The organism is Streptomyces sp. 3330 (genome assembly GCF_031456635.1).
In the GTDB taxonomy this organism is placed as follows: domain Bacteria; phylum Actinomycetota; class Actinomycetes; order Streptomycetales; family Streptomycetaceae; genus Streptomyces.
The window spans coordinates 1-24,366 of the sequence record NZ_JAVDVA010000005.1; the positions used below are offsets into that span (position 1 = coordinate 1).

The window sequence follows — 24,366 nt, forward strand, 5'->3', positions numbered from 1 at the left end:
TCGGCCCAGAAGCCGGGTTCGACTCCGGAACCGGACGCAGTCCCGGAGTCCAGGCCGGACCACGAGCCGAAGCCGGAGTCGGCCCAGGCCCCGGAGCCGGTCCAGGCCCCGGAGCCGGTCCAGGCACCGGAACCGGACCAGAAACCGGAGCCGGTCCAGGCACCCGCCTCGGCCCAGAAGCCGGGTTCGACTCCGGAACCGGACGCAGTCCCGGAGTCCAGGCCGGACCACGAGCCGAAGCCGGAGTCGGCCCAGGCCCCGGAACCGAACCAGAAGCCCTCGCCCCACCGCGGCGAGTCCCGCCGTGCCGACGGCACGGAACCCCCCGCTCCCGAGAACCCCACAGGAGGCCCGCAGTGAACGACGCTCTCGACGTCGCCCTGCGACTCCTGGTCGTCTTCGTCGTCTTCCTCACCTTCCCCCTCATCGTGGGTCAGACCGAGCACAAGGTGATGGCCCATATGCAGGGCCGCCTGGGGCCCATGTACGCGGGCGGTTTCCACGGCTGGGCCCAGCTCGTCGCGGACGGCGTCAAGTTCGCCCAGAAGGAGGACATCGTCCCCGCGGGCGCGGACCGCCGTATCTTCCAGCTCGCGCCGGCCGTAGCCCTCCTCCCGTACCTCGTGGTCCTCCTCGCCATCCCCATCGGCCCGGGAGAAGGCGCCGTCGGCCAGGTCGTGGACGCGGGCATCTTCTTCGTGCTCGCGGTGATGGGCATCGGCGTGCTCGGCTCCCTCATGGCCGGCTGGGCCAGCGCCAACAAGTTCTCCCTTCTCGGCGGCCTGCGCACCGCCGCCCAGCTCCTCGCCTATGAACTCCCGATGCTGCTCACCGCCGCCTCGGTGGCGATGGCGGCCGGCACGGTCTCCCTGCCCGGCATCGTCGACGCCTTCGAGTGGTGGTGGCTGCCCTGGCAGATCACCGGCGCGTTCGTCTTCTTCGTCGCCGGTCTCGCCGAACTGCAGCGGCCCCCCTTCGACATGCCCGTCGCCGACTCGGAGATCATCTTCGGCGCGTACACCGAGTACACCGGCCTGCGCTTCGCCCTCTTCCTCCTCGCCGAGTACGCCGGGATCGTCGTCCTGTGCGGGCTGACCACCGTCCTCTTCCTGGGCGGCTGGCACGGCCCCTGGGGCGCCGAAGGCCTCGGCTGGGTCTGGACCCTGCTCAAGGCGGCCGTCCTCGCCTTCGTCGTGATCTGGCTCCGCGTCACCTACCCCCGCCTGCGCGAGGACCAGCTCCAGAAGTTCGCCTGGACCCTCCTCGTCCCTCTCTCCCTCGCTCAGATCGCCCTCACCGGCATCGTCAAGGTGGTGATCCGGTAATGGCCCCCATCCCCGGCAGCGGCCTCGCCAAGGGCCTCGCCGTCACCCTCCGCACGATGACGCGGAAGACCGTCACCGAGCAGTACCCGGACGCGCAGCCCGAACTCCCGCCCCGCACCCGCGGCGTCATCGGCCTGTTCGAGGAGAACTGCACGGTCTGCATGCTCTGCGCCCGTGAGTGCCCCGACTGGTGCATCTACATCGACTCCCACAAGGAGACGGTCCCGCCCGCCGCCCCGGGTGGCCGCGAGCGCAGCCGCAACGTCCTCGACCGCTTCGCCATCGACTTCGCCCTGTGCATGTACTGCGGTATCTGCATCGAGGTCTGTCCTTTCGACGCCCTGTTCTGGTCCCCGGAGTTCGAGTACGCCGAGACCGACATCCACGAACTCACCCACGAACGCGACAAGCTCCGCGAGTGGATGTGGACCGTCCCGGCCCCACCCGCCCTCGACCCCGCCGCCGAGGAGCCGAAGGAGATCGCGGCCGCCCGCAAGACGGCCGAGAAGCTGGCGGCGGCCCAGGCCGAGTCGAACGCTCCTCGGACACCCGAGCCGAACGCGCCCCAGGCACCCGAGCCGAAGTCACCCCGGGGAGGAGAATCGTGACCCTCGCTCAGGCACCCCACGGCTTTCTCTCCCCGACCGGCGTCGAGATCGCCTTCCTGCTCGTCGGACTCGTCACCTTCGGCGCTGCCCTCGTCACCGTGACCACCAGGCAACTGGTGCACGCCGCCCTCTGGCTCGTGGTCGCCCTCGGCGGCCTCGCCGTCGAGTACCTCCTGCTCACCGCCGAGTTCATCGCCTGGGTGCAGGTCCTCATCTACGTCGGTTCCGTCGTCGTGCTCCTCCTCTTCGGTCTGATGCTCACCAAGGCCCCCATCGGCCGCTCCCCGGACGCGGACTCCGGCAACCGCTGGGCCGCTCTCACGGTGGCCGTCGCCGCGGCCGCCGCGCTCGTCTGGGTGGTCGTCGACGCCTTCCGTGCCACCTGGATCGATCTGGACGGTCCGGTCGCCAGCTCCACCGAGGTCACCGGCGCGAGCCTCTTCCAGAACTGGGTCCTGCCTTTCGAGGCGCTCTCCGTCCTTCTCCTCGCGGCACTGGTCGGCGCGATCGTCCTGTCCCGCAAGGCGAAGGCGGAGTCGAGCTCTCCCCCCGTGAACTCCCGGCCCGCCACCAAGAGTTCCCGATCAGTCACAGAGAGTTCCCTTTCTGTGCCGGACGCCCGCGAGAACCCGGCCGAGCAGGAAGGCACCCGCTGATGCACCTCGCCTATCCCGCCGTCCTGTCCGCCCTGCTCTTCTGCACCGGCCTGTACGGCGTCCTGGCCCGCCGCAACGCGATCCTCGTCCTGATGTCCGTCGAGCTGATGCTCAACGCCGTCAACCTCAACCTGGTCGCCTTCGACGTCTGGCTCAGCAGGACCGCCGAGGAGACCCTGCACTCCGGCCAGGCGCTCACCCTGTTCACCATCGCCATCGCCGCCGCCGAGATCGGCATCGGTCTGGCGATCGTCCTCGCCGTCCACCGCAACCGGGGCACCGCGGACATCGACCGTCTCCGCGACACCGCCGAAGGCCACGAGAGCCCCGACGGCCCCGACAGCGACACCCCCGCGACCGGAACGGCCGCCGAGAAGGCTGAGGCCACCGCGTGACCACGACCACCCTCGCCGTCCTCGTCCCCCTCCTCCCGTTCCTGGGCGCGGCCGCCGGACTGCTCCTCGGCCGGACCGCTCCCGGCTTCGTACGCCCGCTCGCCGTCCTGCCGACCCTCGCCGCCCTCGTACTGGCCGCGATCGTCGCCGTACGCCAGGGCGGCGACGCCTCGATCACGGCGGCCACCGAACTCACCCCCACCGGCTCGATCCCGATCGAACTGGCGCTTTACATCGACGGCTTCGCCGCCCTCGTCGCCCTCGTGGTCGGCCTCGTCGCCACCTGCGTGCAGATCTACTCGACCGGCTACCTCCGCGATGACCCGCGCTACCCCTCCTACGCCGCGCTCGTCTCCCTCTTCACCTCCGCGATGTTCCTGGTCGTCTACTCCGGCGACCTGATCGTGCTGCTGGTGGGCTGGGAGGTCATGGGCATCTGCTCCTACTTCCTGGTCGGCCACTACTGGGAGACCCCGGAGGCCCGCGCCGCCTCCATCAAGGCCTTCCTCGTCACCAAACTCGGTGACGTCCCCTTTCTCATCGGCCTGTTCGCCCTGGCCACCGACGCCGGGTCCTTCCGGATCACGAAGGTCCTCGACACCGTCGCCCACGGCGGACTCGACCACCCGACGGTCATCGCCCTGCTGCTCCTCGCGGGCGTGGCCGGCAAGTCCGCGCAGTTCCCCCTGCACACCTGGCTCCCGGACGCGATGGCGGGCCCCACGCCCGTCTCCGCGCTCATCCACGCCGCCACGATGGTCGCCGCCGGCGTCTACTTCATCGCCCGCCTCCTTCCGGTCTTCGAGGCGTCCTCGGCCGCGATGGTGACCCTCGCCGCGATGGCCGCCGTCACCATGCTCGGCTCGGGCCTGGCCGCCCTCGCGCAGGACGACATCAAGCGCGTCCTCGCCTACTCGACGATCGGCCAGCTCGGCTACATGACCGGCGCCCTCGCCGTCGGCGACCGCGGCGCCGCCGTCTTCCACCTCCTGTCGCACGGCGCGTTCAAGGCACTGCTGTTCCTCGCGGCCGGCGTGATCATCCACGCCGCCGGCACCAACTCGCTGGCCGCCATGTCCCGCATGAGCCACCTGCGCGAGCGCGTCCCCGACGCCTTCTGGACAATGACCGTGGCGCTTCTCGCGCTCGCCGCGATCCCCCCGTTCAGCGGCTTCTTCTCCAAGGAGTCGGTGCTCGGCGCCGCCGAGCACATCACCGCGGGCCACACCGAGCACGCGCCCGGCGCCGCGGGCTGGATCGTCCTCGTCGCCGGTCTGGTCACCGCCCTCCTCACGGCGGCCTACGCGACCCGCCTGTGGCTGCTGACCTTCCAGGGCCGGGGCGCCGAGGCTCCCGACCACGGCCGCCAGCCCCTGACCATGACCGTCGTGCTGTGGGTCCTGGCCGTCCCGTCCCTGGCCCTCGGCGGGCTCGCCTACCGCACCCTCCCCGACTGGTTCGACGGCAACGACCTCGCCCCGACCCTCGTCACCTCCGTGCTCGGCACGGGCGTGGCCCTGGCCGGCGGGCTCGTCACCTACGCCGCCTGGCGCCATCGCGCCGGACTCGCCGCCCGCGTGCCGCTGGGCGCGGTCGCCGCCCACCCCGAGGGCGACGCGGGACGCGTCGAGGCCGAGGCCATCGCGACACACGCGCCCGCCTACGGAGACGTGGCCTTCGCCCCCGACCCGGCGGACCCCGGACGGCTTCTGCTCGGTCCGCTGCACCGCCACGCGGCCGTCGGCTTCCACCTCGACGCCGTGTACCAGGCACTGTTCGTCCGCCCGGTCCAGGCCGGCGCGCGTCTCGTCCGGTTCCTCGACCACGAGGTCGTCGACACCTACGTACGCGGCGCGGGCGCCCTGCCCCGCTGGCTGGGGGCCGCCGTACGGCGCGCCCAGACCGGCAACGTCCAGACCTATGTGAGCGCGCTGCTCGCCGGCACCGTCGTCCTGGCGGTCGCCGCCCTTCTCGTCGCTTCGGGAGCGTGAGCGGGCGTGATCGGTATCAACGAGTCCGTGATGCAGTTCCTTCTTGCATTCATCGTGGTCGGCCCGCTCCTGGGCGCCGTCACCGCTCTACTGCCTGCTCCGCCGGGACTGAAGGGGAAGTCACCCGAGCAGGCCGTGCTCCGCCACGGCATGACCGTGACCGGCGCGATCCTCATCGCCGCGATCGTCCTCGCGCTCGGCTTCGACCATGACCATCCGTCGAAGATGCAGGCCACCACGGACATCAGCTGGATCCCCGCACTCGACGTGCGCATCCACCTCGGCATCGACGGCATCTCCCTCCCCCTGCTGGTCCTGACCGCGCTGCTGACCTTCCTCTGCGCGGTGTACTCCTACTTCAGGCGGCAACAGCAGCCGCCGGCCTCGCAGACCGCGGACCCGTCCCCGAAGGCCTTCGTCGCGCTCGTCCTCGTCCTGGAGTCCGGCACCCTCGCGGCCTTCGCCGTCCTCGACCTGCTGCTGTTCTTCCTCGCCTTCGAGATGGTCCTCGTCCCGATGTACTTCCTCATCGCGCGCTGGGGCGGCGCGGGCCGGACCCAGGCCGCCTGGAAGTTCATCCTGTTCACGCTGCTCGGATCCGTGGTCATGCTGCTCGGCCTGCTCCTGATCGGCATCAAGGCGGGCACCTTCGACATGGTGGCACTCGCCACTGACAACGGCCGGTCGCTCACCACGTCCGTGCAGGTCATCGCCGTTCTCGCGATCGGGATCGGGCTCGCCGTCAAGACTCCGATGTGGCCGCTGCACAGCTGGCTGCCCGACGCCCACACCGCGGCCCCGACCGTCGGTTCGGTCCTGCTGGCGGGCGTGCTGCTGAAGATGGGCACGTACGGGTTCGTCCGGATCCTGCTGCCCGTCGCGCCGGACGGCTTCCGCACCTTCGCGCCCTACCTCGCCGCTTTCGCCGTCGTCGGGATCATCTACGGGTCCCTGGCCTGTCTGGCCCTCGCCAAGCGGGGCGCGAAGGGCGACCTCAAGCGCCTCATCGCCTACTCCTCCGTCGGGCACATGGGTTTCGTCCTGCTCGGCATCGCGACCATGACCCCGACCGGCGTGAACGGCGCCCTGTTCGCCAACATCGCCCACGGCCTCATCACGGGCCTGCTCTTCTTCCTGGTCGGAGCGCTGAAGGACCGCACCGGCACCACCGACCTGGACACCCTCGCCGAGCAGACCGGCGCCGCGCTGTACGGCAGGACGCCCCGCCTGGGCGGCCTCCTCGCCTTCGCCGCCGTCGCCTCGCTGGGCCTGCCGGGCCTCGCCGGTTTCTGGGGCGAGATGCTGGCCCTGTTCGGCGCCTTCGACCCCGCCGCCGACCTCAGCCGCCCCGCCTTCCTCACCTTCACGGCGATCGCCGCGTTCGGCACCCTGCTGACGGCCGCGTACCTGCTCGCCGTGGTCCGCCGCGTCTGCATGGGCGTCGTCCCCCAGGACGCTCCGCGCCTCTCCGACGTGCAGACCTACGAGTTCGCGGCCTGGGCCCCGCTCGTCGCCCTCACCGTCGTCGCCGGTCTGTGGCCGAAGGCCCTCCTCGGGCTGACCGACCCGGCCGTGCAGCAGCTCCTCGCAGGAGGCACCCGATGAGCTCCCTGGCCCAGCCCGTGTTCCAGCCCCTGGCCGCGCCCTTGGTCCAGTCCGTCGACTGGACGGCCATCGCACCGCCCACCCTCGCGGCGGTCGTCGCCCTCGTCGTCCTCGTCGCCGACCTCTTCGTCGGCGACGCCCGCAAGCCGCTCCTCGGCTGGCTGTCGGTCGCGGGACTCGCCGCCTCCACGGCCCTCCTCCTGCCCCTCCTGGACGGCGACCGCTCCACCTTCTGCCTGACCGGCGACACACACGTGTGCAGCTACACGGCCGACCGCTTCACCCTGGTCATCCAGTTCCTGGTGCTCGGGGGAGCGCTCCTGGCGGCGCTGCTGTCGGTCACCGCCCTGAAGGACGCGCGCGGGCGGCTCCCCGAGGGGGAGTTCTGGTTCCTGCTGCTGTCCTCCGCCGCCGGTGCCGCCCTGCTGCCCGCCTCCCGCGACCTCGCCACCCTCGTCGTCGCCCTAGAGGTCGCCTCCCTGCCCGCCTTCGCCCTGGTCGGCATCCGGCACGGCGACCGCAGGTCCTCCGAGGCGGCACTGAAGTTCTTCCTGTCGTCCGTCACCGCGACCACCGTCAGCCTCCTGGGCATCAGCTTCGTGTACGCGACGACCGGGACCCTCTATCTCACCCAGGTGGCCGACCGCATCCAGCATGTCGACGGCCGGCTGGACACCCTGGCCCAGACCGGCGTGGTCCTCACCCTGATCGGCTTCGCCTTCAAGACGGCCGCCGTCCCCTTCCACTTCTGGGTCCCCGACACCTACGTCGGCGCCCCCCTGCCCATCGCCGCCTACCTGTCGGTCGTCGGCAAGGCGGTCGGCTTCTCCGGCCTCATCCTCGTCACCGTCATCGGCTTCCCGTCCTACGCCGACGTCTGGGGCCCCGCGCTGGCCGTGCTGGCCGCGCTCACCATGACCGTCGGCAACGTCGGCGCCCTCCGGCAGCAAGCCACGCGCGCGTACAGCGCCGTACGCCTGCTCGCCTGGTCCTCCGTGGGCCAGGCCGGCTACCTCCTCGTACCGATCGCCGCCGCCGCGTACTCCGACGACGCCGAGCACGCCATCGGCTCCACCGTCGCCTACGCCCTCATGTACGCCGCCGTGAACCTGGGCGCCTTCGCGGTGGCCGCCCTGGTGGGCCGCAGCAGCGCGACGAACCGGATCACGGACTACCGGGGCCTCTACGCGAAGAACCCGGCGGCGGCCCTGATCCTGGCCTTCTTCCTGCTCTGCCTCGCCGGACTGCCGCCCGGCATCATCGGTCTCTTCGCGAAGGTCACCGTCTTCTCGGCAGCCGTCGACGCGGGCCTCGGCTGGCTCGCGGTCGTCATGGCCGTCAACGTGGTGATCGCCCTGTACTACTACCTCCAGTGGACGGCCCTGCTCTTCCGCGCCCCCGAAGGCGAGCCCGAGAAGCACCACGTCCCCGCCCCGCTCACCGCCGCGATCGCCCTCACCGCGGTCCTCGGCATCGTCCTCTCCGGAGCACCCCAGCTGGTCCTGCGCTTCACCGACACCGGCCTCTTCTGAGCCCGCACGCGCGCGCAGGCCCCCGTCCTCACCCGGACGGCCCACACCCGTGCCCGCAGGCACAAGGGAACTAGTGCCTCCCGCCTGGCGTTGACCAGTACGGGAAGGTGCACTGGATGTGACACCACGGCACAGTGCCACCGGACAGAGCAAGATCCGCAAGCAAAGGGTTCCCCTGCTGCACGACTTGGAGGGCGTACCGTGCACCGCCGGCACAACGGGCTCAGGACCGCAGTACTCCTCGGGGGACTGTCCGCACTCATCATCGTCATCGGCAGCTTCTTCGGCCGCATGGGGCTGGTCGTGGCCGTCCTGATCGCGCTCGGCACCAACGCGTACGCTTACTGGAACAGCGACAAACTGGCGCTACGCGCGATGCGCGCCCGCCCGGTGAGCGAGTTCGAGGCCCCCGCCCTGTACCGGATGGTCCGCGAGCTCTCCACCCAGGCCCGCCAGCCCATGCCCCGCCTGTACATCTCCCCGACGGAGGCGCCCAACGCCTTCGCCACCGGCCGCAACCCGCGCAACGCCGCCGTGTGCTGCACGGAGGGCATCCTGCGTCTCCTCGACGAGCGCGAACTGCGCGGCGTCATCGGCCACGAGCTCAGCCACGTCTACAACCGGGACATCCTCATCTCCTCGGTCGCGGGCGCGCTCGCCTCCGTGATCATGTTCCTGGTCAACTTCGCCTGGCTGATCCCGATCGGCCGCTCGGACGACGACGACGGCCCGGGCATCCTCGGCATGCTCCTGATCATGATTCTCGGCCCGCTCGCCGCCAGCGTCATCCAACTCGCCATCAGCCGCTCCCGGGAGTACGAGGCGGACGCCTCGGGCGCCCAGCTCACCGGCGACCCGCTGGCCCTCGCGAGCGCGCTGCGCAAACTGGAGACGGGCACCAAGCAGCTTCCACTGCCCCCGGAGCCCCGCATCGAGACCGCGAGTCACATGATGATCGCGAATCCCTTCCGCCCGGGCCAGGGACTCTCCAAGATGTTCTCGACGCACCCGCCGATGGCGGACCGCATCGCCCGGCTCGAGAAAATGGCAGGTCGCCACCAGTGAAGACCATCCTGAACGTCATCTGGCTGATCCTGAGCGGATTCTGGCTGTTCCTCGCCTACCTGGCGGCGGGAGCGCTGCTCTGCATCACGATCATCGGCATTCCCTTTGGCATCGCCGCCTTTCGTATCGGCGTCTACGCCCTCTGGCCCTTCGGCTACACGACGATCGAGCGCCGCGACGCGGGCGCGCCCTCCTGCCTCGGCAACGTGCTGTGGCTGGTCCTCGCCGGCTGGTGGCTGGCCATCGGGCACATCGTCACAGGCCTCCTCCTCTGCGTGACCATCATCGGCATCCCGTTCGGCATCGCGAACTTCAAGCTGATTCCGGTATCGCTGTTCCCGCTGGGCCGCGAAATCGTGCCCACGGACCAGCCGTTCGCGGCGCGCTGACGGGCCGGACCCGATCCGCTCGCGGTCCACGGCCCGTCAGGGACCGGGCTACCGCCCTCCGACGGCCGATCGCGCCGGTTGTCCACAGGCCGCGGGTTGTCCACAGGCCGGCCCGGTTGTCAGCGGCGGCTTGCATCATGAACGCATGACCGAGAACGAGCAGTTGTGGGCAAGGGTGGCGGCCAAGGCGGCCACCACCCGCCCCCGGGGTCGGCCTTCCCTCCCCGACCCCGTGGACGCGGCCACCGTGGCCCGTGCCGAGGCCGCGCTCGGCTTCCGCCTGCCGTCGTTGCTCGCCGCCCTCTACCTGCGTACAGGGGACGGCGGATTCGGCCCTGAATACGGCCTGCTGCCCCTCCTCGACAGCTCTCCGGCCGGTGAACCCGCCGCCGTCGCCCAGTACCTCGCCCAGCGGGAAAGCGGTCGCGAAGACCCCGACTGGCCCTGGCCCGAGGGCGTCCTGCCGATATCCCACCGGGGCTGCGCGATGTACGCCTGCGTGGACTGTCTCTCCCCGCAGGCGACGGTCCTGCTCTTCGAACCGAACCCCGGCGACCCCGACCACGCCTGGTTCATGGACGCCCCCAGCCTCACGGCCTGGCTGCACACCTGGCTCGACGGCACGGGCTGGTACGACACCCTGGGCGATGACCTGAAACTGGCCCCCTGGACCGAGTTCCGCATACGCACATCGACGACCGGGTCGACGACGCCGTAGGGCGTCCAGGCACGCACCCTTGCCCGGGCACCGCTGCCCGCCCCTGCCGGCGCCCCCGCCGTCGTTCGTCCTCCGTCGTTCGCGGCCCGTCGTCCGTCGTCCGTCGCCTGCCGTCTGCCGTCCCTCACCCGGCGTCAGCCGACCGCGCCCGGGTGTCCGTCGGCCTACGGCTGCCGCGCGCCGCCCGCCCGGCGCCGCCGTACCCCGTAGGCGAGCGCGCCCACCGCCAGTACCCCCGCCCCGACGATCACCGAGGTCCTCGGCAGCGCGAACGCGAGCACCACGCAGCCCAGGAGCCCCACCGCGGGCAGCAGCCGCTTCGCCGGAGCCGGATCGAGCGTCCAGGCCGACGCGTTGGCCACCGCGTAGTACGCCAGCACGCCGAAGGAGGAGAAGCCGATAGCGCCCCGGACGTCCACCGTGGCGGCCAGGACCGCGACCACCGCACCCACGGTGAGTTCAGCCCGGTGCGGCACCTGGAAGCGCGGATGCACGGCGGCCAGGGCGCCGGGCAGGTGCCGGTCCCGGGCCATGGCCAGCGTCGTGCGCGAGACGCCCAGGATGAGCGCGAGGAGCGAGCCCAGCGCCGCGACCGCCGCCCCGACCCGTACGACCGGCACCAGCCCGGGCACCCCCGCCGCCCGCACCGCGTCGGCCAACGGGGCCCCCGCCCGTCCGAGACCACCCGACCCCAGCACCGAAAGGACGGCGACCGTCACGCACGCGTACACGACCAGAGTGATCCCGAGGGCCAGCGGGATCGCGCGGGGGATGGTGCGGGCCGGGTCACGCACCTCCTCGCCCAGGGTCGCGATGCGGGCGTACCCGGCGAAGGCGAAGAACAGCAGCCCGGCGGCCGTCAGCACCCCGCCGACACCCCCGGAGGCCCCCACGTCCAGCCGCCCCTCGTCGGAGGCGCCGGACCCCAGGCACACCGCCACCACGGAAGCGAGGACCGCCAGCACCACCGCCACGATCGCCCGGGTCAGCCAGGCCGACTTCTGGAGGCCGCCGTAGTTCACCGCGGTCAGCGCCACCACGGCCGCGACCGCCACCGCGTGCGCCTGCGCCGGCCAGACGTACGCACCTACCGTCAGAGCCATCGCCGCACAGGAGGCCGTCTTGCCGACCACGAACGACCAGCCCGCCAGATACCCCCAGAACACGCAGAGCCGCTCACGCCCGTACACGTACGTGCCGCCCGAGGCCGGATACAGGGCGGCGAGTCGCGCCGAGGACATGGCGTTGCAGTAGGCGACCAGCGCGGCGAGCGCGAGTCCGAGGAGCAGCCCGGAGCCCGCGGCCCGCGCGGCGGGGGCGAGCGCGGCGAAGACGCCGGCGCCGATCATCGAGCCGAGCCCGATGAGCACGGCGTCGCCCAGGCCCAGCGTCCGCCGCAGTTCGGCGCGCGATCCGGACTGTGTCATGGGCCGCACCCTACTGATCGGCGGAACCACCGGGTGCCGCGGTGACGTCGTCCCCAGCAACACGACACGAACACGACACGACACGACGGCACGAGCCCGCGTGCGACGCGGGGCGCGGGGTGCGACGGAAACGAGCACCGCCCGTCCGGAGCGAGCTACATCACAGTGCCCCGACAGCGCGGGCACAGCACGGAAGGGCAGGTTCAGGACATGAGCATCATCAGCTGGATCATCCTGGGGTTGTTGGCCGGAGTCATCGCCAAGGTTCTGCTGCCGGGCCGCGACCCGGGCGGTTTCATCGGCACGACCCTCATCGGCGTCGCCGGCGCGTTCATCGGCGGCTGGATATCGGCCCGCTGGCTGGACCACCCCATCACCAAGGACTTCTACGACGGGGCGACCTGGGCGGCGGCGATCGGCGGTTCGCTGGTGCTGCTGATCGTCTACCGCCTGCTGTTCGGCAACTCACGCGACTGAGCGCCGCCCCCAGGGGACCGGCCGAGAAGGGTGGGTGCCGGACGGGCGCCCACCCTTGCTCACAGCTGTCCGGTTCGACTCGGCTCGACTCGGTCCGGCTCGCGTCTGTCCGGCTCGTGACCGGCCGGTCGACTACCGGTAGTTCACGAACTGGAGAGCGAAGTCGAAGTCCTGGCCCTTGAGCAGGTTGATGACGGTCTGGAGGTCGTCGCGGCTCTTGGAGCTGACACGCAGTTCCTCGCCCTGCACCTGGGCCTTCACGCCCTTGGGGCCCTCGTCGCGGATGAGCTTCGCGACCTTCTTCGCGTTCTCCTGGGAGATGCCCTCCTTGATCTCCGCGAAGAGCTTGTACTCCTTGCCGGAGAGCTGGGGCTCGCCCGCGTCCAGCGCCTTGAGGGAGATCCCGCGCTTGATCAGCTTGGACTGGAAGACGTCGAGGACGGCGTTCACGCGGTCCTCCGAGTTCGCCTCCATGAGGATCTTGTCACCGGACCACGAGATCGAGGCGCCGACGCCCTTGAAGTCGTAACGCTGCGAGATCTCCTTGCCGGCCTGGTTGAGGGCGTTGTCGACCTCCTGCCGCTCGACCTTCGAGACGATGTCGAAACTGGAGTCGGCCATGTCCTGTGGCTCCTTGTATCGGGGTGCTTGTCGGGTGCGTATCGGCGTGCGTGGGGGCGACCGCCGAGCCCGGTGGGATGCCGGGCCGCATCCGCACAAGCCTAGCCACCCCGCTCCCTCCGGGCGGCGAGGAATCAGGTGGCGAAGCACCCCTGGGCATCGGGTATCGTTTACGTCGTTGCCAGGGAGCACCGCCGAAAAGCGGTTCGAACCGGCGGCAAACCCGGCGGTGTGCCCGAGCGGCCAAAGGGAGCAGACTGTAAATCTGCCGGCTCAGCCTTCCCAGGTTCGAATCCTGGCGCCGCCACGCTGAGAGAGGGAACCCCTCCGTACTGCGGAAACGCAGAGCGGAGGGGTTTCTTCGTTGGCGGCGACGGTCTGGGCGGCAGCGGGCTTCACTTCCCTTCGGCGGGGTCTTCCGGGGGCTCGGAGGCCCGCGGCGGGGGTGTCTTCGCCGCTCTCTTCACCTCTGCCTCGACATCGTTGCGTGGTCTGTTCTCGTCCTTGGCGTGCTCGGTCACCGCGGCCTGTACGTCGCGGGCGAGGTCGCGCCAGGCGCGCCAGGCGGTTTCGTAGGTGTCGGTCTGGATGTCCGGCCAGGGGGTGGCCGTGGGTGCGCCGTACGTGTCCCGCAGCGCCTCGACCCTCGCGTGTGCCTCGTCGGCCGCGCGTTGCTTCTCCACGAGTTCCTCGAAGGTATGTGCCACGTGTACGGATGCTAGGGACGTGCTCGCACTTCCGCGCGGCGAGCGGGGCGCGTCCCGGCACGGGGTACCCGCGTGGCCCACTGGGGCAGACTGATCCCATGTCCACCGCGTCCAGCCGTCGTAGAACCTGCCCCGTCTGCCGTCGCGAGATCGCCGTCGTCGCCGGACGGTTCGCCCGGCACGACCCGCCGGGGGCGCGCGGGACCGGGGACCTCGTCTCCTGCCCCGGCTCGCGCAGCGCGGCGCAACTGGGCGCGGCCCAGCCGTCGTTGGACGGCTATGTGGTCCCGGACTTTCCCGGGCAGCTGCCCCTCTTCTAGGGCGCCTTCCGCCGCCGGGCCCCTCGCACCCCCGGGCCGCGCCCCGCAGCCGCTCTGTGACCGTCCCCCGGGCCGCGCCCCGCAGCCGCTCCGTGAACGTGCTCCGGACCGCGTCAGTTCCCCGCCAGCGCCTTGACCGCCACCGGGACCGGGACCGAGCCGCTGATGAGCTCCAGGGTGAGGCCGGACGTCGCCGGGGTGTCCAGCAGTTCGGCCAGCACGGCGGCCACGTCGTCGCGTGGAACGGTGCCGCGGCCCGTGCGGGCCTCCAGCCGGACCAGGCCGGTGCCGGGGTCGTCCGTCAGCGAGCCGGGGCGCAGGATCGTCCAGTCGAGGGAGTCCAGTCCCTGCACGTACGCGTCCGCTTCGCCCTTGGCGCGCAGGTAGACGTCGAAGACCTCGTCACCCCGGTGGCCGGGGTCCGCGCCCATGGACGACACGAGGACGAGGCGCCGTACGCCCGCCCGGACCGCCGCGTCCGCGAACAGGACCGCCGCTCCCTTGTCCACGGTGTGCTTGCGGTCCACTCCGCTGCCCGGGCCGGCGCCCGCCGCGAACACCGCCGCGTCCGCGCCCCGCAGCCGCTCCGCGACGGCCTCGACGGACGCCGACTCCAGGTCCAGGACGATCGGTTCGGCGCCGGCCGCTCTCAGGTCGTCGCCCTGTTCCGCCTTGCGGATGATCCCCGCGACCTCGTCCCCGCGCGCGGCGAGCAGACGCTCCAGCCGCAGCGCGATCTGACCATGACCACCAGCGATGACAATGCGCATGCTTCCGACCGTACGCCCGGACCCCGGCATCCGCCGCACGACTCCGCCCGGGGCCCGGCCCGATCCCGGCTCAACTCCCCGGCCGGTCCCCGCCGTCCTACGACAGTTGTCCCCGTCCCTGCCTCGGCAGGCCCCACTCCGGGGCGGCCGTCGAGTTGCGGTACTCGCGGACCGCGCTCGTGCGGGCCACCACGCGGCCCTGGTGGATCACGATCCTGCTGTACGCCAGGGACAGGGCGCCTGCCAGCCGGTCCCCGCGGACGGCCAGGAGGTCGGCCGGGAACCCCGCCTCCACGCGGACCTCGGGGAGGCCCAGCGCGGCCCGCGCGGACGTGCTCACGGCGTCGTAGGCGTCCTCGGCGCGCAGACCGTGGCGTGAGGCGAGCAGGTAGGCCGCCTCCAGGGGGTCGCCGCGGCCGACCGGGTTGCAGACGTCCCGCAACGCCCCGCTGCCCGCCGCGATCCGCACACCGGCCGCGCGCAACAGCCGTACGGGCGCCACCTCCCGGTGGTCGACGGCGCCGCAGCCGCCCTGGGGGAGGCAGACCACCGTCACGCCGGCGGCGGCGAGTTGGTCGGCGGTGCGGGTGGCCGTCTCGGCCGGGAGGTCGTCGAGGCCGCCGCAGGGACTCAGGGTGACGCCGGGGCGCAGGCCGCCGGCCATCGCGGCGAGGCGGGCGAGGCGGGCCGGGTCGGCGGCGTCGGTGTGCAGGTCGACGGGGCAACCGTGCTCGGAGGCGACCTCCAGGACGGTCTCCACGTAGCCCGTCGGGTCGGGGTCCAGGTCCGGGCAGCCGCCCACCACGGAGGCACCCATCTTCACCGCGTCCCGCAGCATCGCGAGTCCGTCCGCCCCGGCCGCCCCGGTCAGCACCCGGGGCATCGCCACCGCCGTCAGTTCGGCGAGGCCGCGCAGGGAACGCCGGGCCTGCAGGACGGCGGCCAGCGCGCCGAGGCCCTGGACGTCGCCCACGTGCACGTGGGCGCGCAGCGCCGTCGCGCCGTGGCCCAGCTGCAGCAGTACCGCCTCCGTGGCGCGGCGCTGGACGTCCTCGGGGGCGTACGAGACCGGGCCGTCGGCGTCGGCGGTGAGCGCGGTGTCGGCGTGCGCGTGCGGTTCGGCGGGGGCGGGGAGCAGGAGGTAGCCGCCGAGGTCCACGCGCGTCCCGCCGCGGCCGGGGCCGGTGGTCAGGCTGCCCGCCGTGCCGACCGCCTCGATGCGCCCGCGGCCCAGCCGTACGTCCACGGTGCGGCCGTCCGCCAGGCGCGCGCCGGACAGCAGGAGGGCGGCGGGGTCCGGCACGCCTCCCGGGACGCCGGACGAGGACGACGGCCAAGGGGGCGGCTGCGGCTGGCTGTCGGGCATCGCGCTCCAGGGGCTCGGCTCGGGACTGCGCGGGGACGCGGGTGACGCACGGTCGCGGGGACGCAAGATCACGCAGAGTGAGTCGAGCCTAGGACGGGGTTTCGGCGCGAGCGGGGAGGAGCGCAATAGTCGTACCGGTGTGGTCCGGCGTGCGGGAGGGGCCCGTGGGGTCGCCGGGACCTCGGGGAATCGGCCCTCGGGGCGGTCCGCAGAGGCCTCGGGAAACGGATTTGGGTGAACGGCTGCGGACCGTGTAATGTCTTCATCGCTCGCCCCAATAGCTCAGTCGGTAGAGCGTCTCCATGGTAAGGAGAAGGTCTACGGTTCGATTCCGTATTGGGGCTCTGGTGGGTGAGGTTCCCGTCGCAAGGCGGGACCTGATCCCATCAAAGCGGTGTAGCTCAGTCGGTAGAGCAAGCGGCTCATAATCGCTGTGTCACCGGTTCAAGTCCGGTCACCGCTACTGACAGTAGCCGATTGTGGGGTCGGTCCTTCGATCGGCTACTCTTTCATGCGTTATATCTCGTCCCATCCGTTCGTCAAGGAGCACTCCTGTGGCTGCCACCGACGTCCGCCCGAAGATCACGCTGGCCTGCGTGGAGTGCAAGGAGCGGAACTACATCACCAAGAAGAACCGGCGTAACAACCCGGACCGACTGGAGATGAAGAAGCACTGCCCGCGTTGCAACGCGCACACCGCGCACCGCGAAACGCGATAGTTTCAGGCTCGTATGCGAGGCCGTCCCCGAGTGATCGGGGGCGGCCTCGCGTCGTTGAGCGACCGGTACCGGCCAGTAGAGCGACACTGACCGGTACAGCGACAAGCAGCAGAGCAACCAGGAGGTGCCGAGGCCATGGCGCTCGACCAGTCCTTCGTCGGGCGGACCTACCCGCCCACCGATCCCTATGAGGTCGGTCGGGAGAAGATCCGCGAGTTCGCCGAGGCCGTGGGCGACGCCCACCCGGCGTACACCGACCCGGACGCCGCCAAGGCGCTCGGGTACGCCGATGTGATCGCGCCGCCGACCTTCGTGTTCTCGATCACCTTCAAGGCGGCGGGGCAGGTCGTCCAGGACCCTCAGCTGGGCCTCGACTACAGCCGGGTGGTGCACGGCGACCAGAAGTTCGCCTACCGGCGGCCGGTGCGGGCCGGGGACCGGCTCACGGTCACCTCGACCATCGAGGCGGTCAAGTCCATGGCCGGCAACGACATCCTGGACATCCGGGGCGAGGTCCACGACGAGAGCGGTGAGCACGTCGTGACCGCCTGGACCAAGCTCGTCGCCCGCGCGGCGGAACCGGCGGAGACCGCGGCCGCCACGGACGGGAAGGTGTGAGGAACCGATGACGGCGAAGATCGCTTACGACGACGTCGAGGTCGGCACCGAGCTGCCGGCCCGGTCCTTCCCTGTGAACCGCGCCACGCTGGTGCAGTACGCGGGCGCCTCAGGGGACTTCAACCCCATCCACTGGAACGAGCGGTTCGCCAAGGAGGTGGGTCTGCCGGACGTCATCGCGCACGGCATGTTCACCATGGCCGAGGCGATCCGCGTCGTCACCGACTGGACCGGCGACCCGGGCGCGGTCGTCGACTACGGCGTCCGCTTCACCAAGCCCGTCGTCGTCCCGAACGATGACCAGGGCGCCGTGATCGAGGTCGCCGGCAAGGTGGGCGCCAAGCTCGACGACAACACCGTGCGGGTCGACCTGACGGTGACCAGCGGCGGGCAGAAGGTCCTCGGGATGTCCCGGGCGGTCGTACGACTGGCCTGACCGCGAGGCGGCACGCGAGGTAAGGGGCGCTCTCCAGAGGAGGGCGTCCCTTACGCGTGGGCGGGCCTTGACATAGTTAGTGATTGAGCACTAACTTTGCCGCATGGTCAGGATGAGCGCAGACGAGAGGCGTGAGAGCGTCATCCGCGCGGCGACGAGCGAGTTCGCCCGCGGCGGCTATCACGGCACGTCCACCGAGGCGATCGCCAAGCGGGTGGGTGTCTCGCAGCCTTATCTCTTCCGGCTCTTCGCGGGCAAGAAGGCGATCTTCCTCGCGGCCTCCGAGCGCTGCATGGAGGAGACCGTCCGCACGTTCGAGGAGGCGGCCAGGGGGCTGGAGGGCGAAGAGGCCCTGCACGCCATGGCGAACGCGTACATCAAGGTCATCGAGGAGCAGCCCGAACGGCTGATGCTGCAGATGCAGATGTATGTCGCGGTGGCCGCCGCCGAGGCGGAGGGCGACCACGGGTTCGGGGAGGCCGTCCGTGCCGGGTGGATGCGGCTCTGGGACATCGTCCATGTGCCCCTCGGCGCCGACGTGAACGAGACGACGACCTTCATGGCGTACGGCATGCTCGTCAACTGCCTGGTGGCCATGGGTTTTCCGCCCGACCACCGGGTCTGGGACGGGCTGTATCCGTCCGCCCGGTTCAAGGGCCGGCTGGAGAAGTAACGCGGGCGGCGCGGTTCGCCCACGCGACCGATGGGCGCCCTTTTTTGGGCGCGAAAGTTAGTCATCCATAACTAACCGAAGTTCGATCACCCGCTGGGGGAGCGATGTCAGAGCAGACCGCACGTCGCGGGGGAGCCGTCTGGGCCCTCGTCATCACCAGCGTCGCCGGGTTCATGGCGGCCCTCGACAACCTCGTCGTCACCACCGCCCTGCCGTCCATCCGCGAGGACCTCGGCGGCGGACTGGGCGACCTCGAATGGACCGTGAGCGCCTACACGCTCACCTTCGCCGTGCTGCTCATGTTCGGCGCGGCGCTCGGTGACCGGTTCGGTCGCCGGCGGATGTTCCTCGCCGGGCTCACCGTCTTCACCGCCGCCTCCGCCGCCGCGGCCATGGCCCCCGGCATCGACTCCCTCATCGCCGCCCGCGCGGTCCAGGGCGTCGGCGCGGCCGTCATGATGCCGTTGACGCTCACCCTCCTCACGGCCGCGGTGCCCGCCGCCAAGCGCGGCATGGCCTACGGCATCTGGGGCGCGGTCAACGGACTCGCGGTCGCCTCCGGGCCGCTCATCGGCGGCAGCCTCACCGAACACGTCTCCTGGCACTGGATCTTCTGGCTGAACGTTCCGCTGGGCCTCGCCCTGCTGCCGCTCGCCCGGCTGCGCCTCGCCGAGTCCTACGGCACCGGCGCCCCGCTCGACTTCCCCGGCACCCTGCTCGCCAGCGGCGGCCTCTTCGGGCTCGTCTACGGCCTGGTGCGCGGACCGGCCGACGGCTGGACCAGCCCGCTCGTGCTGACCGGACTGTTCGCGGGCGCCGTCCTGCTCGTCGGGTTCGTCCTGCACGGGCTGCGGGCCAAGAACCCGATGCTGCCCATGCGGCTCTTCCGGTCCCGCGCCTTCGCCGGGATCAACGCGGCGAGCCTGCTGATGTTCCTCGGGATGTTCGGCTCGATCTTCCTGCTCAGCCAGTACATGCAGGGCGTCCTCGGCTACTCGCCCACCGAGGCGGGTCTGCGGATGCTGCCGTGGACCGGCATGCCGATGCTCGTCGCGCCGATCGCCGGCATCCTCTCCGACCGTGTCGGAGGCCGGCCGGTCGTCGCCACCGGGCTCTTCCTCCAGGCCGTGGGTCTCGGCTGGATGGCCGCCGTGGCGACCGTCGACGCCTCCTACGCCGTCCAGCTTCCCGGTCTGATCGTCAGCGGCATCGGCATGGCGCTGTTCTTCGCCCCTGCCTCCGCCCTGGTGATGTCCAGCGTCCGGCCGCAGGAGCAGGGCATCGCCTCCGGCGCCAACAACGCGCTGCGGGAGGTCGGCGGGGCCCTCGGCATCGCGATCATGTCGTCGATCTTCGCGGCGCAGGGCGGCTACGAGTCCGGCCGGAGCTTCGTCGACGGACTGCGGCCCGCGCTGGTCACCGGGTCGGCCGTGGTGGCCCTCGCCGGGTTCGCCGCCCTGCTGATACCCGCCCGACGCCGGGCGGACCTCGACGCGACGGACTCCGGGACCGGCTCCGAAGCCGCTCAGCTGCTGGAACCCGCCGCCCGCTGAGACACACGGCGCGGCACATGCCCCGACCCGTCCGGCACGCGCGCGTACGGCCCCGTCCACCCCGGCGGGGCCGTACACGCGCGCGTGACGACCGGGCGGAGGCGGGCGGACCGGTCCGCCGGGGGCATGGGCGGACGGGGCTGTCGGTGGTGTCTCGTAGGCTGGGCGCGTGCAGGAACTCCACGATGCCCCGCTCGCCCCGCTGACCACCTTCCGGCTGGGCGGTCCCGCCACCAGGCTGGTGACCGCGACGACCGACGCCGAGGTGATCGCCGCCGTGCGCGAGGCCGACGCCGACGGCACGCCGCTGCTGATCGTCGGCGGCGGCTCGAACCTCGTCATCGGCGACAAGGGCTTCGAGGGCACCGCCCTGCGCATCGCCACGCGCGGCTGCGAACTCGTCGGGACACGGCTGGAGCTGGCCGCGGGCGAGATCTGGACCGACGCCGTCGCCCGCACGGTGGAAGCCGGGCTGGCCGGCGTCGAGTGCCTGGCCGGCATCCCCGGTTCGGCGGGCGCGACCCCGATCCAGAACGTGGGGGCGTACGGCCAGGAGGTCTCCACGACGATCACCGAGGTGATCGCCTACGACCGCCGGGCGGGCGAGACGGTCACCCTCACCAACGAGGAGTGCGCCTTCTCCTACCGGCACAGCCGCTTCAAGGCCGACCCCGAGCGCTATGTCGTCCTGCGCGTCCGCTTCGGGCTCGAGGACGCGGACGGGCTGTCGGCGCCCCTGAAGTACGCCGAGACGGCACGCGCGCTGGGCGTCGAGCCCGGGGACCGGGTGCCGCTCGCCGAGGCCCGCGAGACCGTGCTGAAGCTCCGCGCCGGGAAGGGCATGGTCCTCGACCCGGAGGACCACGACACCTGGTCGGCCGGTTCCTTCTTCACCAACCCGATCCTCACCGACGCCGACTTCGCCGCGTTCCACGCGCGCGTGCGGGAGCGGCTGGGCGACGGCGCGGAGCCGCCCGCGTACCCGGCGGGCCCGGGGCACACCAAGACCTCCGCGGCCTGGCTGATCGACAAGGCGGGCTTCACCAAGGGGTACGGCAGCGGGCCCGCCCGCATCTCCACCAAGCACACCCTCGCCCTCACCAACCGCGGCGCCGCCACCACGGAGGACCTGCTGGCGCTGGCCCGTGAGGTCGTGGCCGGGGTGCGCGAGGCCTTCGGGGTCACGCTGGTCAACGAGCCGGTGATGGTGGGCGCCGGGCTCTAGCCGGCCGACGGCTCGGCGGCCAGCCAGTCGTCCACGCCCGCCAGAAGCTTCGCCCTGACGTCGTCCGGCGCAGCCGAGCCCCGTACCGACTGCCGGGCCAGCTCCGCCAACTCCTCGTCCGTGAAGGCGTGGTGGCGGCGGGCGATGTCGTACTGGGCCGCCAGGCGCGAGCCGAACAGCAGCGGGTCGTCGGCGCCCAGGGCCATCGGCACCCCGGCCTCGAAGAGCGTCCGCAGCGGAACGTCCTCCGGCTTCTCGTACACACCCAGCGCCACGTTCGACGCCGGGCACACCTCGCAGGTCACGCCCCGGTCGGCGAGCCGCTTCAGCAGCCGCGGATCTTCGGCCGCCCGCACCCCGTGCCCCAGCCGGGTCGCGTCCAGGTCGTCCAGGCAGTCGCGCACGGACGCGGGACCGGTCAACTCGCCGCCGTGCGGGGCGGACAGCAGCCCGCCCTCCCGGGCGATGGCGAAGGCCCGGTCGAAGTCCCTCGCCATGCCCCTGCGTTCGTCGTTCGACAGTCCGAAACCGACCACGCCCCGGTCCGCGTACCGCACGGCCAGCCGGGCCAGGGTCCGGGCGTCCAGCGGGTGCTTCATCCGGTTGGCCGCGACCAGGACCCGGATGCCGAGCCCGGTGTCGCGCGAGGCGGTCTCCACCGCGTCCAGAATGATCTCCAGCGCCGGGATCAGACCGCCCAGCCGGGGCGCGTACGACGTCGGGTCCACCTGGATCTCCAGCCAGCCGGAGCCGTCCTTCAGGTCCTCCTCGGCGGCCTCCCGCACCAGCCGCCGGATGTCCTCCGGTTCGCGCACGCACGAGCGGGCCGCGTCGTACAGGCGCTGGAAGCGGAACCAGCCCCGTTCGTCCGTGGCCCGCAGCCTGGGTGGCTCCCCGCTGGTCAGCGCCTCGTTCAGCGCGTCCGGCAGGTGCACGCCGTACTTGTCGGCCAGTTCCAGCACGGTGGTGGCCCGCATCGACCCGGTGAAGTGCAGGTGCAGATGGGCTTTCGGCAGCTCAGAGACATCACGTACACGCTCCATTCCAGGATCCTGCCGTACCTTCCCGTCCTCCCGGTAGCGCTTTCCCCGATCGTGGTCTTGCTCGCACGCAGACACGAAGAGCACGCGGGCGTGAGGAGCGCGGACACGAAGAAGCGGGCCGCCTCCCCGGGGGAAGGCGGCCCGCCACGCGCGCGTGAGGACGGGGACGTCAGTCCCTGGCCTCCGCCAGCAGCTTCTGGATGCGGCTCACGCCCTCGACGAGGTCCTCGTCGCCCAGCGCGTACGACAGCCGCAGGTAGCCCGGCGTGCCGAAGGCCTCACCTGGGACGACCGCGACCTCGGCCTCCTCCAGGATGAGCGCGGCCAGCTCGACCGAGTCCTGCGGACGCTTGCCGCGGATCTCCTTGCCGAGCAGCGCCTTGACGGAGGGGTACGCGTAGAACGCGCCCTCGGGCTCCGGGCACAGGACGCCGTCGATCTCGTTCAGCATCCGCACGATCGTCCTGCGCCGCCGGTCGAAGGCCTCGCGCATCTTCTCGACGGCCGACAGGTCGCCGGAGACGGCGGCCAGCGCGGCGATCTGCGCCACGTTGGAGACGTTCGAGGTGGCGTGCGACTGGAGGTTCGTGGCGGCCTTGACGACGTCCTTCGGGCCGATGATCCAGCCCACCCGCCAGCCGGTCATCGCGTACGTCTTCGCGACGCCGTTGACCACGATGCACTTGTCGCGCAGCTCCGGCAGGATCCCCGGCAGCGAGGTGAACTTCGCGTCGCCGTAGACGAGGTGCTCGTAGATCTCGTCCGTCATCACCCACAGGCCGTGCTCGACGGCCCAGCGGCCGATCGCCTCGGCGTCCTCGGCGTTGTACACGGCGCCGGTCGGGTTGGACGGGGAGACGAAGAGCACGACCTTCGTGTTCTCCGTGCGGGCCGCCTCCAGCTGCTCGACGGAGACCCGGTAGCCGGTCGTCTCGTCGGCGACGACCTCCACCGGGACACCGCCGGCCAGCCGGATGGACTCGGGGTACGTCGTCCAGTACGGCGCCGGGACGATGACCTCGTCGCCCGGGTCGAGGATCGCCGCGAAGGCGTTGTAGATCGCCTGCTTGCCGCCGTTGGTGACCAGGATCTGCGAGGCGTCCACCTCGTAGCCCGAGTCACGCAGCGTCTTCGCGGCGATCGCGGTCTTCAGCTCGGGGAGACCACCGGCCGGCGTGTAGCGGTGGTACTTGGGGTTCTTGCAGGCCTCGACGGCCGCCTCGACGACGTAGTCCGGGGTCGGGAAGTCGGGCTCGCCCGCGCCGAAGCCGATCACCGGACGCCCGGCGGCCTTCAGGGCCTTGGCCTTGGCGTCCACGGCAAGGGTGGCGGACTCGGAGATCGCGCCGACGCGGGCGGAGACCCGGCGCTCGGTGGGAGGGGTTGCAGCGCTCATGGCACCCATGGTTTCAGACCGGAAACCGGCCCGGCACACGGGTTTCACGGACTGGTCAGCCGACTGAACATCAGAGTGATTCCGATCAAGGCCGCTTTCCGTTCGACGAGGCGCTCAAGACCACGTACACTCACACGTCGTTGGCCTTCGACAGCCGCGCCCCAACAGGTGCACACCGAGCACCCGGTCGGATGCGGTACGTTGGGGAACACACAAAGGGTCGTAGCTCAATTGGTAGAGCACTGGTCTCCAAAACCAGCGGTTGGGGGTTCAAGTCCCTCCGGCCCTGCTACACACTCCGTCACCAGGATGTGTGCGCAGCGCATGTACGTACAGCAATGCATCGCCGTGCGGCTCAGACCGGGCGCGGCACGGCCACGACCCGGGAACAGGTGAGGACGAATGGCGGACGCCGTGGGCTCCATCGACACGCCTGATGCCCAGGACGAGGTGCCTGAGGCGCAGAAGAAGACCCGCAAGGGCGGCAAGCGCGCCAAGAAGGGCCCGCTGAAGCGTCTCGCGCTCTTCTATCGCCAGATCGTCGCCGAGCTCCGCAAGGTCGTATGGCCCACGCGGAGCCAGCTGACGACGTACACGACCGTGGTGATCGTCTTCGTCGTCATCATGATCGGCCTGGTGACCGTGATTGACTATGGACTCAGCCACGCCGCCAAGTACGTCTTTGGCTGAGCCTAGAGCGAAGGGCGCCGAGGTATCCGGCGCCCCTTTCG

Annotated in this window: 26 protein-coding genes, 4 tRNA genes and 1 pseudogene; 23 read left to right on the forward strand and 8 right to left on the reverse strand. The window is 71.3% G+C overall.

The window, feature by feature from the left end; all coding sequences use genetic code 11:
- Positions 1 to 317 (reverse strand): annotated as a pseudogene (locus J2X68_RS10090) (hypothetical protein); the annotation flags it as partial.
- A gap of 39 nt (positions 318 to 356) precedes the next feature.
- On the opposite strand from J2X68_RS10090, the gene J2X68_RS10095 reads away from it, so the two are divergent.
- From J2X68_RS10095 to J2X68_RS10140, 10 genes are all read left to right on the forward strand, one after another.
- The gene (locus J2X68_RS10095; RefSeq protein ID WP_310432148.1) at positions 357 to 1,325 is read left to right on the forward strand and encodes a complex I subunit 1 family protein; all 969 of its coding nucleotides are present in this window, start codon (positions 357 to 359) and stop codon (positions 1,323 to 1,325) included.
- Complete coding sequence (locus tag J2X68_RS10100; RefSeq protein ID WP_310432149.1) at positions 1,325 to 1,933, forward strand: NADH-quinone oxidoreductase subunit I; 609 nt, start codon at positions 1,325 to 1,327, stop codon at positions 1,931 to 1,933. Before J2X68_RS10095 ends, J2X68_RS10100 begins: the two co-directional genes overlap by 1 nt.
- A complete protein-coding gene (locus tag J2X68_RS10105; RefSeq protein WP_310432150.1) occupies positions 1,930 to 2,589 on the forward strand; it encodes an NADH-quinone oxidoreductase subunit J in 660 nt (219 codons plus the stop codon). Before J2X68_RS10100 ends, J2X68_RS10105 begins: the two co-directional genes overlap by 4 nt.
- Complete coding sequence (nuoK, locus tag J2X68_RS10110; RefSeq protein ID WP_310432151.1) at positions 2,589 to 2,984, forward strand: NADH-quinone oxidoreductase subunit NuoK; 396 nt, start codon at positions 2,589 to 2,591, stop codon at positions 2,982 to 2,984. The genes J2X68_RS10105 and nuoK overlap by 1 nt, the downstream gene beginning before the upstream one ends.
- Complete coding sequence (locus tag J2X68_RS10115) at positions 2,981 to 4,975, forward strand: NADH-quinone oxidoreductase subunit L (RefSeq protein WP_310432152.1); 1,995 nt, start codon at positions 2,981 to 2,983, stop codon at positions 4,973 to 4,975. Before nuoK ends, J2X68_RS10115 begins: the two co-directional genes overlap by 4 nt.
- 6 nt (positions 4,976 to 4,981) lie before the next feature.
- The gene (locus J2X68_RS10120; RefSeq protein WP_310432153.1) at positions 4,982 to 6,580 is read left to right on the forward strand and encodes an NADH-quinone oxidoreductase subunit M; all 1,599 of its coding nucleotides are present in this window, start codon (positions 4,982 to 4,984) and stop codon (positions 6,578 to 6,580) included.
- A complete protein-coding gene (locus J2X68_RS10125) occupies positions 6,577 to 8,112 on the forward strand; it encodes an NADH-quinone oxidoreductase subunit N (RefSeq protein ID WP_310432154.1) in 1,536 nt (511 codons plus the stop codon). The genes J2X68_RS10120 and J2X68_RS10125 overlap by 4 nt, the downstream gene beginning before the upstream one ends.
- Positions 8,113 to 8,313: 201 nt before the next feature.
- Positions 8,314 to 9,177, forward strand: coding sequence for a zinc metalloprotease HtpX (htpX, locus tag J2X68_RS10130; RefSeq protein ID WP_310432155.1), 864 nt, complete (start codon positions 8,314 to 8,316; stop codon positions 9,175 to 9,177).
- Positions 9,174 to 9,566, forward strand: coding sequence for a YccF domain-containing protein (locus tag J2X68_RS10135; protein ID WP_310432156.1), 393 nt, complete (start codon positions 9,174 to 9,176; stop codon positions 9,564 to 9,566). Before htpX ends, J2X68_RS10135 begins: the two co-directional genes overlap by 4 nt.
- Positions 9,567 to 9,711: 145 nt before the next feature.
- Positions 9,712 to 10,284, forward strand: coding sequence for an SMI1/KNR4 family protein (locus J2X68_RS10140; protein WP_310432157.1), 573 nt, complete (start codon positions 9,712 to 9,714; stop codon positions 10,282 to 10,284).
- A 164-nt stretch (positions 10,285 to 10,448) separates the two neighbouring features.
- Here the strand turns inward: J2X68_RS10140 and J2X68_RS10145 are convergent, their stop codons facing one another.
- Positions 10,449 to 11,711, reverse strand: coding sequence for an APC family permease (locus J2X68_RS10145; protein ID WP_310432158.1), 1,263 nt, complete (start codon positions 11,709 to 11,711; stop codon positions 10,449 to 10,451).
- 210 nt (positions 11,712 to 11,921) lie between these two features.
- On the opposite strand from J2X68_RS10145, the gene J2X68_RS10150 reads away from it, so the two are divergent.
- The gene (locus tag J2X68_RS10150; RefSeq protein ID WP_020132690.1) at positions 11,922 to 12,188 is read left to right on the forward strand and encodes a GlsB/YeaQ/YmgE family stress response membrane protein; all 267 of its coding nucleotides are present in this window, start codon (positions 11,922 to 11,924) and stop codon (positions 12,186 to 12,188) included.
- 132 nt (positions 12,189 to 12,320) lie between these two features.
- On the opposite strand, the gene J2X68_RS10155 is transcribed toward J2X68_RS10150, so the two are convergent.
- On the reverse strand, positions 12,321 to 12,809 hold the full coding sequence (locus J2X68_RS10155) for a YajQ family cyclic di-GMP-binding protein (RefSeq protein WP_171398885.1): 489 nt from the start codon (positions 12,807 to 12,809) through the stop codon (positions 12,321 to 12,323).
- A gap of 225 nt (positions 12,810 to 13,034) precedes the next feature.
- Here J2X68_RS10155 and J2X68_RS10160 point away from each other — a divergent pair.
- Positions 13,035 to 13,116: transfer RNA gene (locus tag J2X68_RS10160), tRNA-Tyr, on the forward strand.
- Between the two features lie 88 nt (positions 13,117 to 13,204).
- Here J2X68_RS10160 and J2X68_RS10165 read toward each other — a convergent pair.
- The gene (locus tag J2X68_RS10165; RefSeq protein ID WP_310432159.1) at positions 13,205 to 13,516 is read right to left on the reverse strand and encodes a hypothetical protein; all 312 of its coding nucleotides are present in this window, start codon (positions 13,514 to 13,516) and stop codon (positions 13,205 to 13,207) included.
- 98 nt (positions 13,517 to 13,614) lie between these two features.
- Here J2X68_RS10165 and J2X68_RS10170 point away from each other — a divergent pair, with 98 nt between their 5' ends.
- A complete protein-coding gene (locus J2X68_RS10170) occupies positions 13,615 to 13,836 on the forward strand; it encodes a hypothetical protein (protein ID WP_310432160.1) in 222 nt (73 codons plus the stop codon).
- 113 nt (positions 13,837 to 13,949) lie between these two features.
- Here J2X68_RS10170 and J2X68_RS10175 read toward each other — a convergent pair whose 3' ends face one another.
- Entirely contained in the window at positions 13,950 to 14,606 is a 657-nt protein-coding gene (locus tag J2X68_RS10175; protein ID WP_310432161.1) for an SDR family oxidoreductase, read from the reverse strand.
- Between the two features lie 97 nt (positions 14,607 to 14,703).
- Positions 14,704 to 15,972, reverse strand: coding sequence for a hydrolase (locus J2X68_RS10180; RefSeq protein WP_310432162.1), 1,269 nt, complete (start codon positions 15,970 to 15,972; stop codon positions 14,704 to 14,706).
- A 271-nt stretch (positions 15,973 to 16,243) separates the two neighbouring features.
- Between J2X68_RS10180 and J2X68_RS10185 the strand changes: the two genes are divergently transcribed.
- The 8 genes from J2X68_RS10185 (at position 16,244) to J2X68_RS10220 (ending at position 21,196) form a co-directional block, all read left to right on the forward strand.
- Positions 16,244 to 16,316, forward strand: a tRNA-Thr gene (locus J2X68_RS10185).
- 46 nt (positions 16,317 to 16,362) lie between these two features.
- Positions 16,363 to 16,435, forward strand: a tRNA-Met gene (locus tag J2X68_RS10190).
- A gap of 91 nt (positions 16,436 to 16,526) precedes the next feature.
- Positions 16,527 to 16,691, forward strand: coding sequence for a 50S ribosomal protein L33 (gene rpmG, locus J2X68_RS10195; protein ID WP_003948671.1), 165 nt, complete (start codon positions 16,527 to 16,529; stop codon positions 16,689 to 16,691).
- Between the two features lie 135 nt (positions 16,692 to 16,826).
- Complete coding sequence (locus J2X68_RS10200) at positions 16,827 to 17,309, forward strand: MaoC family dehydratase N-terminal domain-containing protein (protein WP_310432163.1); 483 nt, start codon at positions 16,827 to 16,829, stop codon at positions 17,307 to 17,309.
- A gap of 7 nt (positions 17,310 to 17,316) precedes the next feature.
- A complete protein-coding gene (locus tag J2X68_RS10205; RefSeq protein WP_310432164.1) occupies positions 17,317 to 17,745 on the forward strand; it encodes a MaoC family dehydratase in 429 nt (142 codons plus the stop codon).
- A gap of 103 nt (positions 17,746 to 17,848) precedes the next feature.
- Positions 17,849 to 18,418 (forward strand): TetR/AcrR family transcriptional regulator, encoded by a 570-nt coding sequence (locus J2X68_RS10210; RefSeq protein ID WP_310432165.1) that lies wholly within the window; start codon positions 17,849 to 17,851, stop codon positions 18,416 to 18,418.
- A gap of 104 nt (positions 18,419 to 18,522) precedes the next feature.
- The gene (locus tag J2X68_RS10215; RefSeq protein WP_310432166.1) at positions 18,523 to 19,971 is read left to right on the forward strand and encodes a DHA2 family efflux MFS transporter permease subunit; all 1,449 of its coding nucleotides are present in this window, start codon (positions 18,523 to 18,525) and stop codon (positions 19,969 to 19,971) included.
- Between the two features lie 169 nt (positions 19,972 to 20,140).
- Positions 20,141 to 21,196, forward strand: a complete 1,056-nt coding sequence (locus tag J2X68_RS10220; RefSeq protein ID WP_310432167.1) for a UDP-N-acetylmuramate dehydrogenase — start codon at positions 20,141 to 20,143, stop codon at positions 21,194 to 21,196.
- Here the strand turns inward: J2X68_RS10220 and J2X68_RS10225 are convergent.
- Together J2X68_RS10225 and J2X68_RS10230 are read right to left on the reverse strand one after the other, a co-directional pair.
- A complete protein-coding gene (locus tag J2X68_RS10225; protein WP_310432168.1) occupies positions 21,193 to 22,239 on the reverse strand; it encodes an adenosine deaminase in 1,047 nt (348 codons plus the stop codon). The genes J2X68_RS10220 and J2X68_RS10225 overlap by 4 nt on opposite strands.
- Before the next feature lie 169 nt (positions 22,240 to 22,408).
- Positions 22,409 to 23,635 (reverse strand): pyridoxal phosphate-dependent aminotransferase, encoded by a 1,227-nt coding sequence (locus J2X68_RS10230; protein ID WP_310432169.1) that lies wholly within the window; start codon positions 23,633 to 23,635, stop codon positions 22,409 to 22,411.
- Positions 23,636 to 23,851: 216 nt separating this feature from the next.
- Here J2X68_RS10230 and J2X68_RS10235 point away from each other — a divergent pair.
- Both J2X68_RS10235 and secE read left to right on the forward strand, forming a co-directional pair.
- Positions 23,852 to 23,924 (forward strand) — tRNA-Trp (locus tag J2X68_RS10235).
- Between the two features lie 113 nt (positions 23,925 to 24,037).
- On the forward strand, positions 24,038 to 24,325 hold the full coding sequence (gene secE, locus J2X68_RS10240) for a preprotein translocase subunit SecE (RefSeq protein ID WP_062640252.1): 288 nt from the start codon (positions 24,038 to 24,040) through the stop codon (positions 24,323 to 24,325).
- Positions 24,326 to 24,366 lie beyond the last annotated feature (41 nt).

What these genes read in the sequence shown, in the direction of transcription:
- J2X68_RS10140 (WP_310432157.1), top strand. Translation starts at nt 9,712, where the DNA reads ATGACCGAGAACGAGCAGTTGTGGGCAAGGGTGGCGGCCAAGGCGGCC.
- J2X68_RS10225 (WP_310432168.1), bottom strand. Translation starts at nt 22,239, where the DNA reads ATGGAGCGTGTACGTGATGTCTCTGAGCTGCCGAAAGCCCATCTGCAC.
- J2X68_RS10200 (WP_310432163.1), top strand. Translation starts at nt 16,827, where the DNA reads ATGGCGCTCGACCAGTCCTTCGTCGGGCGGACCTACCCGCCCACCGAT.
- J2X68_RS10175 (WP_310432161.1), bottom strand. Translation starts at nt 14,606, where the DNA reads ATGCGCATTGTCATCGCTGGTGGTCATGGTCAGATCGCGCTGCGGCTG.
- J2X68_RS10150 (WP_020132690.1), top strand. Translation starts at nt 11,922, where the DNA reads ATGAGCATCATCAGCTGGATCATCCTGGGGTTGTTGGCCGGAGTCATC.
- J2X68_RS10210 (WP_310432165.1), top strand. Translation starts at nt 17,849, where the DNA reads ATGGTCAGGATGAGCGCAGACGAGAGGCGTGAGAGCGTCATCCGCGCG.
- J2X68_RS10215 (WP_310432166.1), top strand. Translation starts at nt 18,523, where the DNA reads ATGTCAGAGCAGACCGCACGTCGCGGGGGAGCCGTCTGGGCCCTCGTC.
- J2X68_RS10205 (WP_310432164.1), top strand. Translation starts at nt 17,317, where the DNA reads ATGACGGCGAAGATCGCTTACGACGACGTCGAGGTCGGCACCGAGCTG.
- J2X68_RS10180 (WP_310432162.1), bottom strand. Translation starts at nt 15,972, where the DNA reads ATGCCCGACAGCCAGCCGCAGCCGCCCCCTTGGCCGTCGTCCTCGTCC.
- J2X68_RS10155 (WP_171398885.1), bottom strand. Translation starts at nt 12,809, where the DNA reads ATGGCCGACTCCAGTTTCGACATCGTCTCGAAGGTCGAGCGGCAGGAG.
- J2X68_RS10145 (WP_310432158.1), bottom strand. Translation starts at nt 11,711, where the DNA reads ATGACACAGTCCGGATCGCGCGCCGAACTGCGGCGGACGCTGGGCCTG.
- secE (WP_062640252.1), top strand. Translation starts at nt 24,038, where the DNA reads ATGGCGGACGCCGTGGGCTCCATCGACACGCCTGATGCCCAGGACGAG.
- J2X68_RS10125 (WP_310432154.1), top strand. Translation starts at nt 6,577, where the DNA reads ATGAGCTCCCTGGCCCAGCCCGTGTTCCAGCCCCTGGCCGCGCCCTTG.
- J2X68_RS10230 (WP_310432169.1), bottom strand. Translation starts at nt 23,635, where the DNA reads ATGAGCGCTGCAACCCCTCCCACCGAGCGCCGGGTCTCCGCCCGCGTC.
- J2X68_RS10170 (WP_310432160.1), top strand. Translation starts at nt 13,615, where the DNA reads ATGTCCACCGCGTCCAGCCGTCGTAGAACCTGCCCCGTCTGCCGTCGC.
- nuoK (WP_310432151.1), top strand. Translation starts at nt 2,589, where the DNA reads ATGCACCTCGCCTATCCCGCCGTCCTGTCCGCCCTGCTCTTCTGCACC.
- J2X68_RS10100 (WP_310432149.1), top strand. Translation starts at nt 1,325, where the DNA reads ATGGCCCCCATCCCCGGCAGCGGCCTCGCCAAGGGCCTCGCCGTCACC.